Genomic DNA, 13,234 nt, shown 5'->3' with positions numbered 1-13,234 from the left:
TCGTTCTCGTGAATTCCTGCGGGCTCAGACGCCCCATTTGGGGATGTGGTGGCTGCCCATCGATACGCACACGTTCTTGATCTCGGCGAAGACTTCGTAGCTGTATTCGCCGCCTTCGCGCCCGGTGCCGGACTCCTTGGTGCCGCCGAAAGGCTGGCGCAGATCGCGCACGTTCTGGCTGTTGATGAACACCATGCCGGCCTCGATGCCGCGGGCGAGGCGATGCGCGCGGCCGATGTCGCGGGTCCAGACATACGACGCCAGACCGTACTTCACGTCATTGGCCAGGGCCAGGCCCTCGGCCTCGTCTTCGAACGGCAACAGGCAGGCGACGGGGCCGAAGATCTCCTCCTGCGCGCAGCGCATCCGGTTGTCGACGTCGGCCAGCACCGTGGGGCTGACGAAGTTTCCGCCCGCCAGGCTCGCCGGCAGGCCGGCGGGCCGCCCGGCGCCGCCCGCGAGGATGCGCGCCCCTTCCTGCTCGGCCAGGCGGATGTAGCCCGTGACCTTCTCCCAGTGCGCGCGAGAGATCATGGCGCCCACGTGGGTCTTTTCGTCCGCGGGATCGCCCACGGCCAGGCGGCGCGCCCGCTCGGCGAACCGGCGCACGAAATCGTCGTAGATGGCCCGCTGCACGAAAATCCGCGAGCCCGCGGTGCAGCGTTCGCCGTTGAGCGAAAAAATGGTGAACAGGGCCGCGTCCAGCGCGCGTTCCACGTCCGCGTCGTCGAAAACCAGCACGGGCGACTTGCCGCCCAGCTCCATGGAGTATTTCTTGATGCCGCCAGCGCTTGCCAGGATCTTCTTGCCGGTGGCCGTGCCGCCCGTGAACGAGATCGCGCGCACGCCGGGATGCCGCACCAGCGCATCGCCCGCCGTGGCGCCGTAGCCCTGCACGACGTTCAGCACGCCCGCCGGGATGCCGGCCTCCCGCGCCAGCATGCCCAGCTGGTCGGCCGTCAGCGGCGACAGCTCGGACATTTTCAGCACGGCGGTGTTGCCCAGCGCCAGGCACGGGGCCGTCTTCCAGGTTGCCGTCATGAAAGGCACGTTCCACGGCGATACCAGCGCGCACACGCCCACGGGCTGGTACAGCGTGTAGTTGAGCATCTGGTCGTCCACCGGATAGGTGTGGCCGTTCATGCGCGTGCACACCTCGGCGAAGAAGTTGAAGTTTTCGGAGGCGCGCGGAATCAGTTGCTTGCGGGTCTGCGAAATCGGCAGGCCGGTGTCGCGCGTTTCCAGTTCGGCCAGCGCCGGCACGTTCTGGTCGATCAGTTCGCCCAGCCTGCGCATCAGGCGGGCGCGTTCCTTCGCCGGCGTGCCGGCCCACTTGGGGAAGGCATCGGCCGCGGCGGCGACGGCCGCATCGATTTCCGCCTGGCCGCCCGCGGCCACTTCGCCGATGGCCTCGCCCGTGGCCGGGTTGTAGGTGACGAAGCGGTCCGGGCTGTCGACCTGCTTCCCGTTGATCCAGTGTTTGATGCTCACGCGCGGCTCCTTGGCCAGGATCTGCGCCGAAACCTTCCGCGCAGATATAATTAACACGTTAACATTATGCTTGCCGGCCCGCCCTGTCAACGGCGGGAAACCCCCAACCGGACGAGTCAGCGCGCGCATTGTCACGGGCAGGCTTTTTCACTAAACTACTTAACATGCTAATTACTTTGCGCGGAGCAGGCCATGCCCCATATCTGGATTGAATATTCGGGCAATCTGGCCCTGGATACGGACAAGCTGATGCGGACGGTGCAGGACGCCGCCGTGGGCGACGGCAGCCTGTTTCCGCTGGCGGGCGCGCGCACCCGCGCCGTCCGGGTGGACGACTTCCTGATCGTCGACGGCCATCCCGACAACGCCTTCGTCCACGTGGTGCTGCGCATCGGCCACGGCCGCAGCGATGCGCAGAAAGCCGCGCTGGGCGAGCGCGTGTTCCAGGCATTGACGGCGGCGCTGGCGCCTGTAATGGCCTCGCGCCCTCTGGGCATTTCGATGCAGATCGAAGAGGCCGACCCGGTGCTGAACTACAAGTTCAACAACTATCGCGACTACCTCGCGGCGCGCGCCGCCCAGGCGGCGCTGCCCTTGCCCCGGACGGTGGTGGGCGCGGCGCTCAATACGCCCCAGGCGCTGGCAGCGATGGGCGAGGCCATCGACGCCGCCCCGTACAAGGGCGCTCCCAAGGCGCCCGTGCTCTACATCAAGCCCGCCAATACCTATGCGCGCGATGGCGCCGCCATCACGCTGCCGGCCGACGTGGACGAAGTGGAGATAGGCGCCTGCCTGGGCGTCGTGTTTTCGCGCCGCGCCACCCGCGTCGACGAAGCCGAGGCGCTGGGCTACGTGGCCGGCTACCGCGTCGTCGCCGATCTGTCCGTGCCGCACGCCAGCTACTTCCGCCCGGCGCTCAAGCAGAAGTGCCGCGACGGCTTCTGCCCCATCGGCGGCGAATTCGCGCCCGCCGCGTCCGTCGCCGATCCCGACGCGCTGGACATCGAGGTGCGGATCGACGGCGCGGTGGCGCAGCGCGCCAGCACGGCCGGCATGATCCGGCCGGTGGCCCGCCTGATCGCCGACGTGACCCAGTTCATGAGCCTGGAGGCGGGCGACATCCTGCTCGTCGGCCCCCCGCCGGGCGCGCCGCGCGCACGCGCCGGCCAACGCTACGACATCCGCATCGCGCAGGTAGGCACGCTGCGCAATACGCTGGCCGCCCGGCGCGCCGGCCTTTGACCGCAGGAGCCTTCCCATGAAGCATGCCCGCATTTCCCTGGACGGCGCCATCCATGCCGCGACCGAAGCCGGCCCTGGCCGCCTACGGCTGGCCGATGGCCGCGAACTTCCCGAAGACGCGGTGACGTGGCTGCCGCCCATCGAACCCCGCACGACGTTCACGCTGGCCATCAATTACGCCGACCACGCCAGGGAACTGGCGTTCAAGGCGCCCGAGGAACCGCTGGGTTTCCTGAAGGCCGCCAACACGTTCATCGGCCACCGCGCGCAGACCCTGCGCCCCGCCGACGTCGCCTTCATGCACTATGAATGCGAATTGGCCGTGGTGATCGGCAAGACCGCCAGCAAGGTCGCCCGCGGCCAGGCCTACGACCACGTGGCCGGCTACACGGTGGCCAACGACTACGCGCTGCGCGACTACCTGGAAAACTGGTACCGCCCCAACCTGCGCGTGAAAAGCCGCGACACCTGCACGCCCCTGGGCCCTTGGCTGGTGGACCGGGACGATGTCCAGGACCCGATGAACCTGAATCTGCGCACCACCGTCAACGGCGTCGAAACGCAGCGCGGCAACACGCGCGACATGGTGTTCGACGTGCCCGCGCTGATCGAATACTTCAGCAGCTTCATGACGCTGTCGCCCGGCGACCTGATCCTGACGGGCACGCCCGACGGCATCGTCAACGTTCGGCCCGGCGACGAGGTCGTGACCGAAATCGAAGGCATCGGCCGGCTGGTCAACACGCTGGTCCCCTACCCGACTTGAATCCCCCCCAGGAATCCGCATGCTGGACACCCATACCGTGCGCGCCATCGCCGCGCGCCTGCACGACGCCGAACGCACCCGCCGCCAGATCCGCCAGGTTTCGCTGGAATACCCCGACATCGATATCGCCGATGCCTACGCCATCCAGCGCGCCTGGATGGACATCAAGCTTGCCGAAGGCCGCGTCAAGCGGGGCCACAAGATCGGGCTGACCTCGCGCGCCATGCAGCAGGCTTCGCAGATCGACGAGCCGGATTTCGGCATGCTGCTGGACGATATGTTCTTCGACGACGGCGCCGGCATACCCGCCGGCCGGTTCATCCTGCCCAGGCTGGAGGTCGAACTGGCCTTCGTGCTCGGCAAGCGCCTGCAGGGCCCCGGCGTGACGCTGTTCCAGGTATACGACGCGGTGGACTACGTAATCCCCGCGCTGGAGATCATCGACGCGCGCTCGCACGGTATCGACCCCGACACCAAGCGCCCCCGCAAGGTGTTCGACACCATCGCCGACAACGCGGCCAACGCGGGCGTGGTGATGGGCGGGCGGCCCGTGAAGATCGGCGAACTGGACCTGCGCTGGATCGGCGCCATCCTGTCGCGCAACGCCGTGATCGAGGAGACCGGCGTGGCCGCCGGCGTCTTGAACCATCCCGCCAATGGCGTAGTATGGCTCGCTAACAAGCTGGCCGCCCACGACGTGGCGCTGGAAGCGGGCGAGATCGTCCTGTCGGGGTCCTTCACCCGGCCGGTGGCCGCCCGCCCCGGCGACACCTTCAACGTCGACTACGGCGTGCTTGGCTCCGTCAACTGCCACTTCATTTGAGCGACCCGCCGCCCATGGACATCCTGACCAATACCTTCAAGCGCGCCCTGCAAGAGGGCAAGCCCCAGATCGGCCTGTGGGCCGGCCTGTGCAATGCCTATTCCATCGAGATCGTCGCGGGCGCCGGCTTCGACTGGCTGGTGATCGACGGCGAGCATTCGCCCAACACCCTGCAGACCACGCTCGCGCAGCTGCAATCGATGGCCGCCTACCCGGCGGCCCCGGTCGTGCGGCCCGCCTGGAACGACGCCGTCCAGATCAAACAGATCCTGGACGCGGGCGCGCAGACGATACTGGTCCCCATGGTGCAGTCCGCCGAGGAAGCCGAGGCCGCCGTTGCGGCGGTGCGCTATCCGCCGCAAGGCATCCGCGGCGTGGGCAGCGCGCTGGCCCGCTCGTCGCGCTGGAACCGCATCCCCAGCTACCTGGAGCGCGCCAACGACGAGATGTGCGTGCTGGTGCAGATCGAAACCCCGCGCAGCGTCGACGCGCTGGAGGAGATTCTTGCCGTGGACGGGGTCGACGGCGCCTTCATCGGGCCGGCCGACCTGTCGGCCAGCATGGGGTACCTGGGCCAGCCGGACCACCCGGAAGTCTCCAAGGCAATCGACGACGCGATCAAGCGCATCGTCCGTTCCGGCAAGGCGGCCGGCATTCTGCACGGCGGCATCGAGCAGGCCAGGCACTATCTCTCGCTGGGCGCCACCTTCGTCGCCGTCGGCGTCGACGCCATCCTGCTGGCGCGCGCGGCCGAACAGCTGGCCGGCCAATTCAAGAACGTCGCCGCGCCCGCCGCCTCGAAGGGCCCCTACTGAGCGCCGCGCGGCGCTAGGCCGCGCCGAGAAATGCCCGCAGGGCCGCCTTGAACAAAAGGGGGCATTCCAGGTGCGCCGCGTGTCCGCTGTCCGGCAGGACGCACAGGCTGCCCTTGTCCAGAGCGGCCCGCAGAGCCAGCGCCGAGGCCAGCGGATGGCTGCGCTCGTGCTCGCCCAGGATCACCAGCGCGGGCGCTTGGGCCAGGCGCAAGCGCTGGCTGAAATCCACTCCCTGCGCGGCCTCGATCATCGACGCCGCGCCTGCCGCGCTCATGGACGCGCCATCCTCCAGGCACGCGGCGTAGGCCGGATGCCGTTCCCCCTCCCTGAACCACGTCGCCAGCACGCGGCGGGCCGTGGCCCGCGGGCCGTCCGCGCGCAGGCGCGCCCGGGTCTGCTCGATGGGCTCGAAACGCGCGGCGGGGTCCACGCTCAGGCCTGAGCCGTACAGCACCGCGCGCCCGACCCGGGCCGGCGCGTCGCAAAGCAATTGCTGCGCCACAAAGCCGCTGAACGAATGGCCTAGAACGTCGAAGGTGGAGATGCCCAGTCCGTCGGCCAGCGCCAGCAGCGCCCGGGCATAGTCCGGCAAGCCCCCCACAGCGGCTCCGCCCGCGCGGCGCGGCCGAAGCCGGGCCAGTCCGGCGCGATCACGTCGCGCATGTCCGCCAGCTCCGCCATCAGGTCCCTCCAGATCACGCACGACGAGCAGAAACCGTGCAGCAGGAACAGCGGATGGCCCGAGCCCCGGCGTTCGAATTCCATGGCGCCCTCCTCAGTTGTCCAGGACCACGCCGGACTCGCGCACCACGGCCTGCCATTGGCGGGCTTCGTTCCGCCATTCCTCGGCGAACGACGCCGGCGAGTCCCTTCCGGGCACGAAGCCGTTGGCAAGATAGGCCTGGCGCACCTCGGGCAGTCCCAGCACCTCGTGCAAGGCGCCGGCGAAGCGCGCGACGCGGTCGGCCGGCGTGCCCTTGGGCGCGGCAAACCCCCACCAATTGCCCTGCACCACGTCAGGCATGCCGGCCTCGGCGGCAGTAGGCACGTCGGGCAACCCGGCGAAACGCTGGGGCGCCGCCACCGCCAGCGCCCGGACCTTGCCCTGCGGCATGTAGGCGGCCGCTATGCTGTAGCCCCCGACATACATCTGGATCTCGTTCGCCAGCAGGGCCTGCACGCCCGGCGTCGAACCGCGATAGGCGATGTGCGTCATGCCCGCGCCCATCGCCTTGGACAGGCGGTAGGCCGACAGGTGGGGCGTGGTGCCCATGCCCGGCGAACCGTAGTTCAGCTTGCCCTTCTGCGCGCGCGCATACTGCTCGAACTGCGCGTAGTCCGTGGCCGGCACCTGCGAGCCGACATAGACGAAGGCCGGCACGTCCGCCAGCTTGCCCACGGGCTCCAGGTCCGCCAGCGGATCGAAACCCAGCTTGCGGTAGAGGAACTGGTTGATGACGAAATTGTTGGTCGCGCCCAGCACCAGCGTGTAGCCATCCGGCTTCGCGCGCGCGACTTCCTGCGCGCCGATATTGCCGCCGGCGCCTGTCTTGTAATCCACCACCACGGGCTGGCCCAGGCGCTGCTCCAGCAGGGGCTGGATCTGCCGCATGGCGACGTCGCCCGCCGCGCCTGGCGCATACGGCAGCACGATGCGGATGGGATGATCGGGATACTGCGCCCGGGCGGCCGGCGGCGAAGCCGCCGCGCCCAAGGCAAGCAAAACGGAAACGGCGCACGTCCGGTACGTCATGGTGTTCTCCCTGGCCGGCGGGCGGCATGCCCGCGACATGCCGGCCCGAAGGCCGGCCTTCGTTTCCTGCGTGGGCTAGAGGTCGATGCGCATCAGGTCGTGGGCCAGCCGCAGCGGGCCGGCGTAGTTCTTGCGGATGTCGGCCACGATCTCGTCCATCAGGTGCGGGCCCATCAGGTCCACAGGCAGGTGCTTGGCCGCGGCGCGCTTGAGCACGGGGCTGGTGGAGTCGAAGTGCCCGAAATGCGTGGCGACCAGGCTCTTCACATTGGCCTCGCGCGCGATCTTGCCGAGATCGGTCGGACTGGTGTGCGCGTACGTGCCCACGCCGGTCTTGGCCCGATGGGCGATGAACGATTCGGGAAACGTGCACTCGTGAATGAGCAGGTCCGCGTCCCGGGCCAGGCGCACCATGGCCTCGCAGGGCGCGGTGTCGCCGCTGAATGCGATGACCTTGCCTTCCGCCTCCACGCGCACGCCGAAGCATTCGCAGACCTCGCGGGGGATGTGCTCGACCCAGTCCACGGAAATGCGGACCTTGCCGTCTTCGAAGACGACGCCCGGACTGACTTCGCGCACCTCGGGCCGCGCGGCCTCGATATTGGCCTGGCGCACCGGGTAGGCGCTGCGCGCCCGGAAATCCGTCTGGTACGCGCCGTTCTCGAACAGGTGGTCGACGAAGTGGCGCGTGCCCTTCGGCCCCAGCACCAGCGGCGCGCCCTGCTTGTTCAGCATCCAGCTGGAGATCACGAAATAGGGATAGTCGCAAATATGGTCGTGGTGCAGGTGCGTCAGGAATACGAAACCGACCTTCGCCGGATCGACGTTCGCGCGCACCATCTGACGCGTGGCGCCCTCGCCGCAATCGAACAGGTAATGCGTGTCGTCATCCAGCGTCAGCAGGATGGCGGACTGGCCCCGGTCGGGATCGGGCAGCGCGGCGCCGGTTCCCAGCATCGTGATCTTCATGGTTTCCCCTTTTCGCAGGACGGTTGAACTGCGGTCCAGTATAGGTACGGGGTGCATACAATCTAATCAATTATTAGAATGCTGTGATAACCAATTGGAATTGGATAACCATGCCATCGACGCCCCGGATTCCCGAGCTTCGCCATATCGGCGGCCGTCTGCGCATGCGCCATCTGGACCTGCTGCGGGCGCTGTACGCGCAGGGCAGCGTGCACAAGGCCGCCGCCGAGCTCGGCATGACCCAGCCTGCCGCCAGCAAGCAGCTGCTCGAACTGGAAGACATGTTCGGCGTGCCGCTGTTCCAGCGCACGCGCCGCGGCATCACGCCCACCGGATTCGGGCACGCGCTGGCCCGCAAGGCGGACGTGCTCTGGTCCGACCTGTCCGGCGCGCGCAACGAGATCGCCGCCCTGGCCGCGGGCGCCAGCGGACGGATCCGCGTCGGCGTGCAGCAGGTCGCGCTGCCCGTCCTGGTGCCGCGGGCCCTGCGGCGCTTGCGCGCCGATCATGCGGGCGTCACCGTCATGTTGCAGGAAGGCGCGCACGACATGCTCCTGGCGGGCCTGGCCCGCGGGGAGTTCGACTGCGTGCTGGGACGGCTGATGCTGGACGCGACCCAGCCCATGTTCCGCACCGAAGTGCTGTACGAAGAGCCGATATGCGTGGTGGCGCGCATCGGCCATCCGCTGGCGGCATCCACCCGCATCACCGCCGCCGCGCTGGCGCGGCAGGACTGGATCCTGCCTCCGCCGCAAGCGCCGCTGCGCCAGCGCATCGACGCCTACTTCGCCGAACAGGGGCTGACATTGCGCGCGCCCATGGCCGAATCGGTATCGCTGCTTGCCAACGAGGTGCTGTTGCGCAGCAGCGATCTGCTGTCGGCCATGCCGCGCGCGGTGGCGCAGCATTACGCCGCCATGGGCGTGCTGGCCATCCTGAGGTTCCGCCCCGACTGGACCCTGCCGCCGGTCGGCGTGGTGCAGCGGGCGCAAGTCGACGCCGCGCCGGCCCTCGTGCGCTTTCTGGAGGCGCTGCGCCTGGAGGCCGGCGCGCTGGGCGCCTGATGCCGGGCCCGCGCGGGGCCGCCTGGCGGCCTCACGCGTACTGCGCGAGACCGCGGCCGAGCGACCAGTTCTCTTTCTCCACCTCCACCAGATTCACGAACACGTCCTCCGGGCGCATGCCCGGGCTTGCCTCCAGCCGTTCGGCGATCCGCCGGAACAGCGCCTTCTTCTGCTCCATGCTGCGGGTGTTGCTCGCCGTGATCTGGATGAACACGAGGTCGTCGCTGCGCGCGATATCGAGATAGGTCGCGCCATAGCGGAAGTTTGCGGCGTCATGCTCGGTCATGGCCATGAACTGGTCGTCGTCGGGCACGTTGAAGGTTTCGCGCAGCGCCTGGTAGACGCCGTCGAAGAGGGCCTGGCGGTAGGCTTGCGTCTTTCCGGCGCGCAATGAGATGTGAACGAGCGGCATGGTGGGTTCTCCATAGAATGCCGCTTCATGTTATCTATTCTGATACGCTATCTGTATATATATCAACGATAAATATTTGAAATGACTGAACGCGCGCTCGACCTCGATGCCGTCAAGGCTTTCGTTCGCATTGCCGAACTCGGCAGCTTCACGCATGCCGCCGACGCCATGGGCACGACCCAGGCCGCGGTCAGCTTGAAGCTGAAGCGGCTGGAAGACCGGCTCGGCTTCCGCCTGGTCGAGCGTACGCCCCGTTACGTCGCGCTTTCGGCGCGAGGCGCCGGCTTTCTGGAACACGCGCGCGAACTCCTTGCCGTGCACGACCGCGCGCTGTCCGCCATGGCCGAAGCGAGGCAACGCCTCGCCATCGGCATCAGCGACCATGTCGCGGGCCCCGAACTGCCGGCGCTGATCGCGCGCATGAACGCGCAGGACCCCCAGTTGCTGATCGAAATCCGGATCGCCTCGTCGGCCGACTTGCTCCAGAGCTTCGACCGGCGGGAGCTGGACACGGTGATCGTCCGCCTGCACGCGGGCCGCGACGACGGGAAAATCATCACCCAGGAGAAGTTCGGCTGGTTCGCTGCCCCGGGCTGGCAGCACCGGACAGGCGAACCGCTGCCGCTGGCCACGATGGCGCAGCCTTGCGGCGTGCGCGCGCTCGCCGGCCAGCTGCTCGATGCGGCGGGCATACCCTGGACCGAAGTTTTCGTGGGCGGAGGCGTGATGGCCGTCACGGCAGCCGTGATGGCGGGGCTCGGCGTTGCGGCGCTGTCTCCGCGCATGCTGCCGTTCGGCGCGGTGGATGCGGGCCCCAGGCTGGGGCTGCCCGCCATACCGCAGTTGCCCGTCTTGCTGCACACCCGGGTCAAGGACGGCCGGGCGCGCGATGCGCTCACGGCCCTTTCGGCGGCCTTCCGGAGCGCGGTGCGCAGCTGAGGCGGCTGGTTACGAGCGCCCGGCGAGGCTGCCGCCGCCGTCCACGCCCAGCACCTGGCCGGTGATGAAGCCCGCGTCGTCGGACAGCAGGAAGGCGATGGCGGCCGCCACCTCGGCGGGGGTCCCCAGGCGCTTCATGGGCACCGAAGCCAGGGCGCGCTTTTCGGCCTCACTGCCCGCCGGACGCGTGGCGCGGAACATTTCCGTTTCGATCGGACCGGGCGCTACCGCGTTGGCGGTCACGCCGTATTCGGCCAGCTCCAGCGCCCAACTGCGCGTGCAGCCCACCAGCGCGCTCTTGGCGGCCGAATAGGCGGTGCGATCCATGCCGCCATGGATCGCGCGGCTGACCACATTGACGATGCGGCCGGCGCGGCGCACCTTCATGGATTCGATGAAGGCCTGGGTGACCTGCACCGCCACGCGGACGTTCAGGTCGAGCACGTTGTACAGGGTGGCCAGGTCGATTTCGCCCAACGGCTGCGGCGAGACGATGCCGACGTTGTTGACCACCGCGTCGACGGGGAATTTCTCGCGGATTTCGCGCAGCACTTCCTCGGTGCGGCCGGCGTCCGCCAGGTCACAGGCGTAGAGATAGCCGGGAAAATCCACGTCGGTGGTGTTGCGCGCAATGCCCACCACGTGACAGCCCATGTCGGACAGCCGCTGCGTAAGGGCCCAGCCTATGCCTTTGGTGGCGCCCGTGATGAGTACGCATTTGTCCTTCATGGATTGAAACCTCGTCGTCTGTTTTCTTGGTCAAAAACGGGCGCTTGAGCGCCCGGTCTTCCAAGTAGACACCATCCGGCGCCACCTGTCTTGTAAATTGCGTAGCAATTCTTGCACGCCGGACGTGTCGGCTCAGGCGTCCCGAGTGACCGGGACGCGCGGCGCCAGCGCGCACAGCAGCTCGTAGCCAATGGTGCCGGCGGCCTGGGCGACCTCGTCCACGGAGGGGCCGTCCTCGCCCCAGAGCGACACGGGCGTGCCCACGCCGGCCGCGGGAATCGGGCCCAGATCGACGATCAGCATGTCCATGGATACGCGGCCCACCAACTGGGTGCGGATGCCGGCCACGACCACGGGCGTGCCGGTGGCGGCGTGGCGGGGATAGCCGTCGGCGTAGCCGCAGGCCACGATGCCGATGCGCATGGAGCGCTCGGCGCGGAAAATGGCGCCGTAGCCGACGGAGTCGCCCGCCTTCAGATCCTGCACGGCGATGATTTCCGAACGCAGCGACATGGCCGGCTTCAGGCCGAAGGAGACGGCCTCGGCGTCTGCGAACGGCGAGGCCCCGTAGAGGCAGATACCGGGGCGTACCCAGTGCGATTGCGTTTCCGAGCCCACGGCGATCTCGGCGAAGCGCAGCGTGGCCGCTGAATTGCAGACGCTGATGGTGCCCGGCAGCTTATGCGTCACCGAATTGAAGAGGCCCAGCTGTTCGTTCACGCCCTGCGGGCCGTCGGCGCAGGCGAAGTGGGTCATCTTGCCCACCGAGCCCAGGGTGCCCTGCTGTTGCAGCAGCATGGCGCGTTCGTGCGCCGCGGCATAGGCGGCCGGGCTGAAGCCCAGGCGGTTCATGCCGCTGTTGAGCTTGAGCATGATGTCCACCCGGCGCGACAGGCGCGCCCGCGCCAGCATGTCCAGCTGCTCGCGGTTATGCACGGTGGAGCTCAGGTGGTAGCGGTCGACGATCTCCAGGTCGGACGGGCTGAAAAACCCTTCCAGCAGCAGGATCGGCCCGCCCCACCCCGCCTCGCGGCAACGCACGGCTTCGTCCAGGTCCAGCATCGCCAGGCCCTGCGCCTTGGAGAAACCCGCCACCGCCTGCTCGATGCCATGCCCGTAGGCGTTGGCCTTGATGACCGCCCAGATCGAGGGCGGCAGGCCGGACGCGGCGGCCGCGGTCTGGTCGAGATGGCGGCGCACCGCCGCAAGGTTGTGCGCAAGGGCGGAAACGGAGACGGAGGCTGAAATTGGGCGCGGCATGGTGTGCAATCCTGTGGCGCTTAAGTCTAACTGATCCTTGCCCCCGCGGCATGGCCCCATGCCCGGGCCAAACGGCCGGGGCTCGTTCACCTTAAAATGGGTTCGTCAGGGCCCCCGGGGCCGCACCGCAAACCCGCTTTATGTCCATCGATCACTACGAGAACTTCCCCGTCGCCTCGCTGCTGCTGCCGCGCAGGCTGCGCGGCGCCGTGACCGATATCTACCGGTTCGCCCGCGCCGCGGACGACATCGCCGACGAAGGCAGCGCCACGGACGAGGAACGGCTGAGCCAGTTGGCCGCGTTCCGGGCCGAACTGCACCGCATCGGCGCCGAACCGGGCTCGACGCCGGAACCCGGCTCGCCCGAACTGGCCGGCATCTTCCGGCCGCTGGCGGCCACCATCGCCCGCCACCAGTTGCCCATCACCCCTTTCTACGACCTGCTGTCCGCCTTCGAGCAGGACATCAGCGTCAAGCGCTACGAAGACTACGCCGCCCTGGCCGACTACTGCACCCGTTCCGCCAATCCGGTGGGCCGGCTGATGCTGCATCTGTTCGAAGCCACCAATCCGCAGAACGTGGACGAGGCGGACGCGATCTGCACCGGCCTGCAGCTCGTGAACTTCTGGCAGGACGTGCGGGTGGATTGGCGCAAGCATCGCGTCTACCTGCCGCAGGAAGACCTGCGCCGCCATGGCGTGACCGACGATGACCTGGCAGCCTGCCGGCTGACGCCCGCCTGGCGCGACCTGATGGCCTTCGAGGTGGAACGCGCCCGCGCGCTGCTACACTTCGGCGCTCCGCTGGCGCGCCGCCTGCCGGGCCGCATGGGCCTGGAGCTGCGCCTGGTGGTGCAAGGCGGGCTGCGCGTGCTGGAGCGTATCGAGGCGAGCGGCTACGATGTATTCATGAATCGCCCCGAATTGGGCGCCAAAGACTGGGCCATCATGGTGTGGCGCGCAATTACCTGA

At 68.3% G+C, this 13,234-nt stretch carries 15 protein-coding genes; 7 read left to right on the top strand and 8 right to left on the bottom strand.

The window, feature by feature from the left end; genetic code table 11:
• Window positions 1-24 precede the first annotated feature (24 nt).
• Window positions 25-1,491, bottom strand: a complete 1,467-nt coding sequence (hpaE, locus tag ACN6PJ_RS12990; protein ID WP_427996280.1) for a 5-carboxymethyl-2-hydroxymuconate semialdehyde dehydrogenase — start codon at window positions 1,489-1,491, stop codon at window positions 25-27.
• A gap of 192 nt (window positions 1,492-1,683) precedes the next feature.
• Between hpaE and ACN6PJ_RS12985 the strand changes: the two genes are divergently transcribed.
• The 4 genes from ACN6PJ_RS12985 to hpaI are packed head-to-tail and all read left to right on the top strand — an operon-like array spanning window position 1,684 to window position 5,137.
• Window positions 1,684-2,733 (top strand): fumarylacetoacetate hydrolase family protein, encoded by a 1,050-nt coding sequence (locus ACN6PJ_RS12985; protein WP_427996279.1) that lies wholly within the window; start codon window positions 1,684-1,686, stop codon window positions 2,731-2,733.
• Between the two features lie 16 nt (window positions 2,734-2,749).
• The gene (locus tag ACN6PJ_RS12980; RefSeq protein ID WP_427996278.1) at window positions 2,750-3,499 is read left to right on the top strand and encodes a fumarylacetoacetate hydrolase family protein; all 750 of its coding nucleotides are present in this window, start codon (window positions 2,750-2,752) and stop codon (window positions 3,497-3,499) included.
• A 19-nt stretch (window positions 3,500-3,518) separates the two neighbouring features.
• A complete protein-coding gene (hpaH, locus tag ACN6PJ_RS12975; protein ID WP_427996277.1) occupies window positions 3,519-4,322 on the top strand; it encodes a 2-oxo-hept-4-ene-1,7-dioate hydratase in 804 nt (267 codons plus the stop codon).
• 14 nt (window positions 4,323-4,336) lie between these two features.
• Window positions 4,337-5,137: a 4-hydroxy-2-oxoheptanedioate aldolase gene (gene hpaI / locus ACN6PJ_RS12970; RefSeq protein WP_427996276.1), complete on the top strand. Its 801-nt coding sequence runs from the start codon at window positions 4,337-4,339 to the stop codon at window positions 5,135-5,137.
• A gap of 13 nt (window positions 5,138-5,150) precedes the next feature.
• Here the strand turns inward: hpaI and ACN6PJ_RS12965 are convergent, their stop codons facing one another.
• The 4 genes from ACN6PJ_RS12965 to ACN6PJ_RS12950 all read right to left on the bottom strand — a co-directional run bounded on the left by ACN6PJ_RS12965 (window position 5,151) and on the right by ACN6PJ_RS12950 (window position 7,859).
• On the bottom strand, window positions 5,151-5,729 hold the full coding sequence (locus ACN6PJ_RS12965; protein ID WP_427996275.1) for an alpha/beta fold hydrolase: 579 nt from the start codon (window positions 5,727-5,729) through the stop codon (window positions 5,151-5,153).
• On the bottom strand, window positions 5,660-5,902 hold the full coding sequence (locus ACN6PJ_RS12960; RefSeq protein ID WP_427996274.1) for an alpha/beta fold hydrolase: 243 nt from the start codon (window positions 5,900-5,902) through the stop codon (window positions 5,660-5,662). The genes ACN6PJ_RS12965 and ACN6PJ_RS12960 overlap by 70 nt, the downstream gene beginning before the upstream one ends.
• A 10-nt stretch (window positions 5,903-5,912) precedes the next feature.
• The gene (locus tag ACN6PJ_RS12955) at window positions 5,913-6,890 is read right to left on the bottom strand and encodes a Bug family tripartite tricarboxylate transporter substrate binding protein (protein WP_427996273.1); all 978 of its coding nucleotides are present in this window, start codon (window positions 6,888-6,890) and stop codon (window positions 5,913-5,915) included.
• A gap of 75 nt (window positions 6,891-6,965) precedes the next feature.
• Window positions 6,966-7,859 carry an MBL fold metallo-hydrolase gene (locus ACN6PJ_RS12950; protein ID WP_427996272.1) on the bottom strand — a complete coding sequence of 298 codons (894 nt, stop codon included), beginning with the start codon at window positions 7,857-7,859 and terminating at the stop codon, window positions 6,966-6,968.
• Between the two features lie 110 nt (window positions 7,860-7,969).
• On the opposite strand from ACN6PJ_RS12950, the gene ACN6PJ_RS12945 reads away from it, so the two are divergent.
• Window positions 7,970-8,923, top strand: a complete 954-nt coding sequence (locus ACN6PJ_RS12945) for a LysR substrate-binding domain-containing protein (protein ID WP_427996271.1) — start codon at window positions 7,970-7,972, stop codon at window positions 8,921-8,923.
• A gap of 31 nt (window positions 8,924-8,954) precedes the next feature.
• Here ACN6PJ_RS12945 and ACN6PJ_RS12940 read toward each other — a convergent pair whose 3' ends face one another.
• The gene (locus ACN6PJ_RS12940; protein WP_427996270.1) at window positions 8,955-9,335 is read right to left on the bottom strand and encodes a tautomerase family protein; all 381 of its coding nucleotides are present in this window, start codon (window positions 9,333-9,335) and stop codon (window positions 8,955-8,957) included.
• 81 nt (window positions 9,336-9,416) lie between these two features.
• Here ACN6PJ_RS12940 and ACN6PJ_RS12935 point away from each other — a divergent pair, with 81 nt between their 5' ends.
• On the top strand, window positions 9,417-10,274 hold the full coding sequence (locus tag ACN6PJ_RS12935) for a LysR family transcriptional regulator (protein WP_427996269.1): 858 nt from the start codon (window positions 9,417-9,419) through the stop codon (window positions 10,272-10,274).
• 9 nt (window positions 10,275-10,283) lie between these two features.
• On the opposite strand, the gene ACN6PJ_RS12930 is transcribed toward ACN6PJ_RS12935, so the two are convergent.
• Window positions 10,284-11,003 carry an SDR family oxidoreductase gene (locus ACN6PJ_RS12930; RefSeq protein WP_427996268.1) on the bottom strand — a complete coding sequence of 240 codons (720 nt, stop codon included), beginning with the start codon at window positions 11,001-11,003 and terminating at the stop codon, window positions 10,284-10,286.
• Between the two features lie 132 nt (window positions 11,004-11,135).
• Window positions 11,136-12,263 carry an alanine racemase gene (alr, locus tag ACN6PJ_RS12925; protein WP_427996267.1) on the bottom strand — a complete coding sequence of 376 codons (1,128 nt, stop codon included), beginning with the start codon at window positions 12,261-12,263 and terminating at the stop codon, window positions 11,136-11,138.
• Window positions 12,264-12,403: 140 nt separating this feature from the next.
• Here alr and hpnC point away from each other — a divergent pair, with 140 nt between their 5' ends.
• Window positions 12,404-13,234: a squalene synthase HpnC gene (hpnC, locus tag ACN6PJ_RS12920; protein WP_427996266.1), complete on the top strand. Its 831-nt coding sequence runs from the start codon at window positions 12,404-12,406 to the stop codon at window positions 13,232-13,234.

The sequence above is a fragment of the Achromobacter sp. genome (assembly GCF_050285585.1).
Lineage (GTDB): Bacteria > Pseudomonadota > Gammaproteobacteria > Burkholderiales > Burkholderiaceae_B > Achromobacter.
Note: the sequence above shows the minus strand (reverse complement) of the source record. Positions and strands in the feature narration are given on the sequence as shown.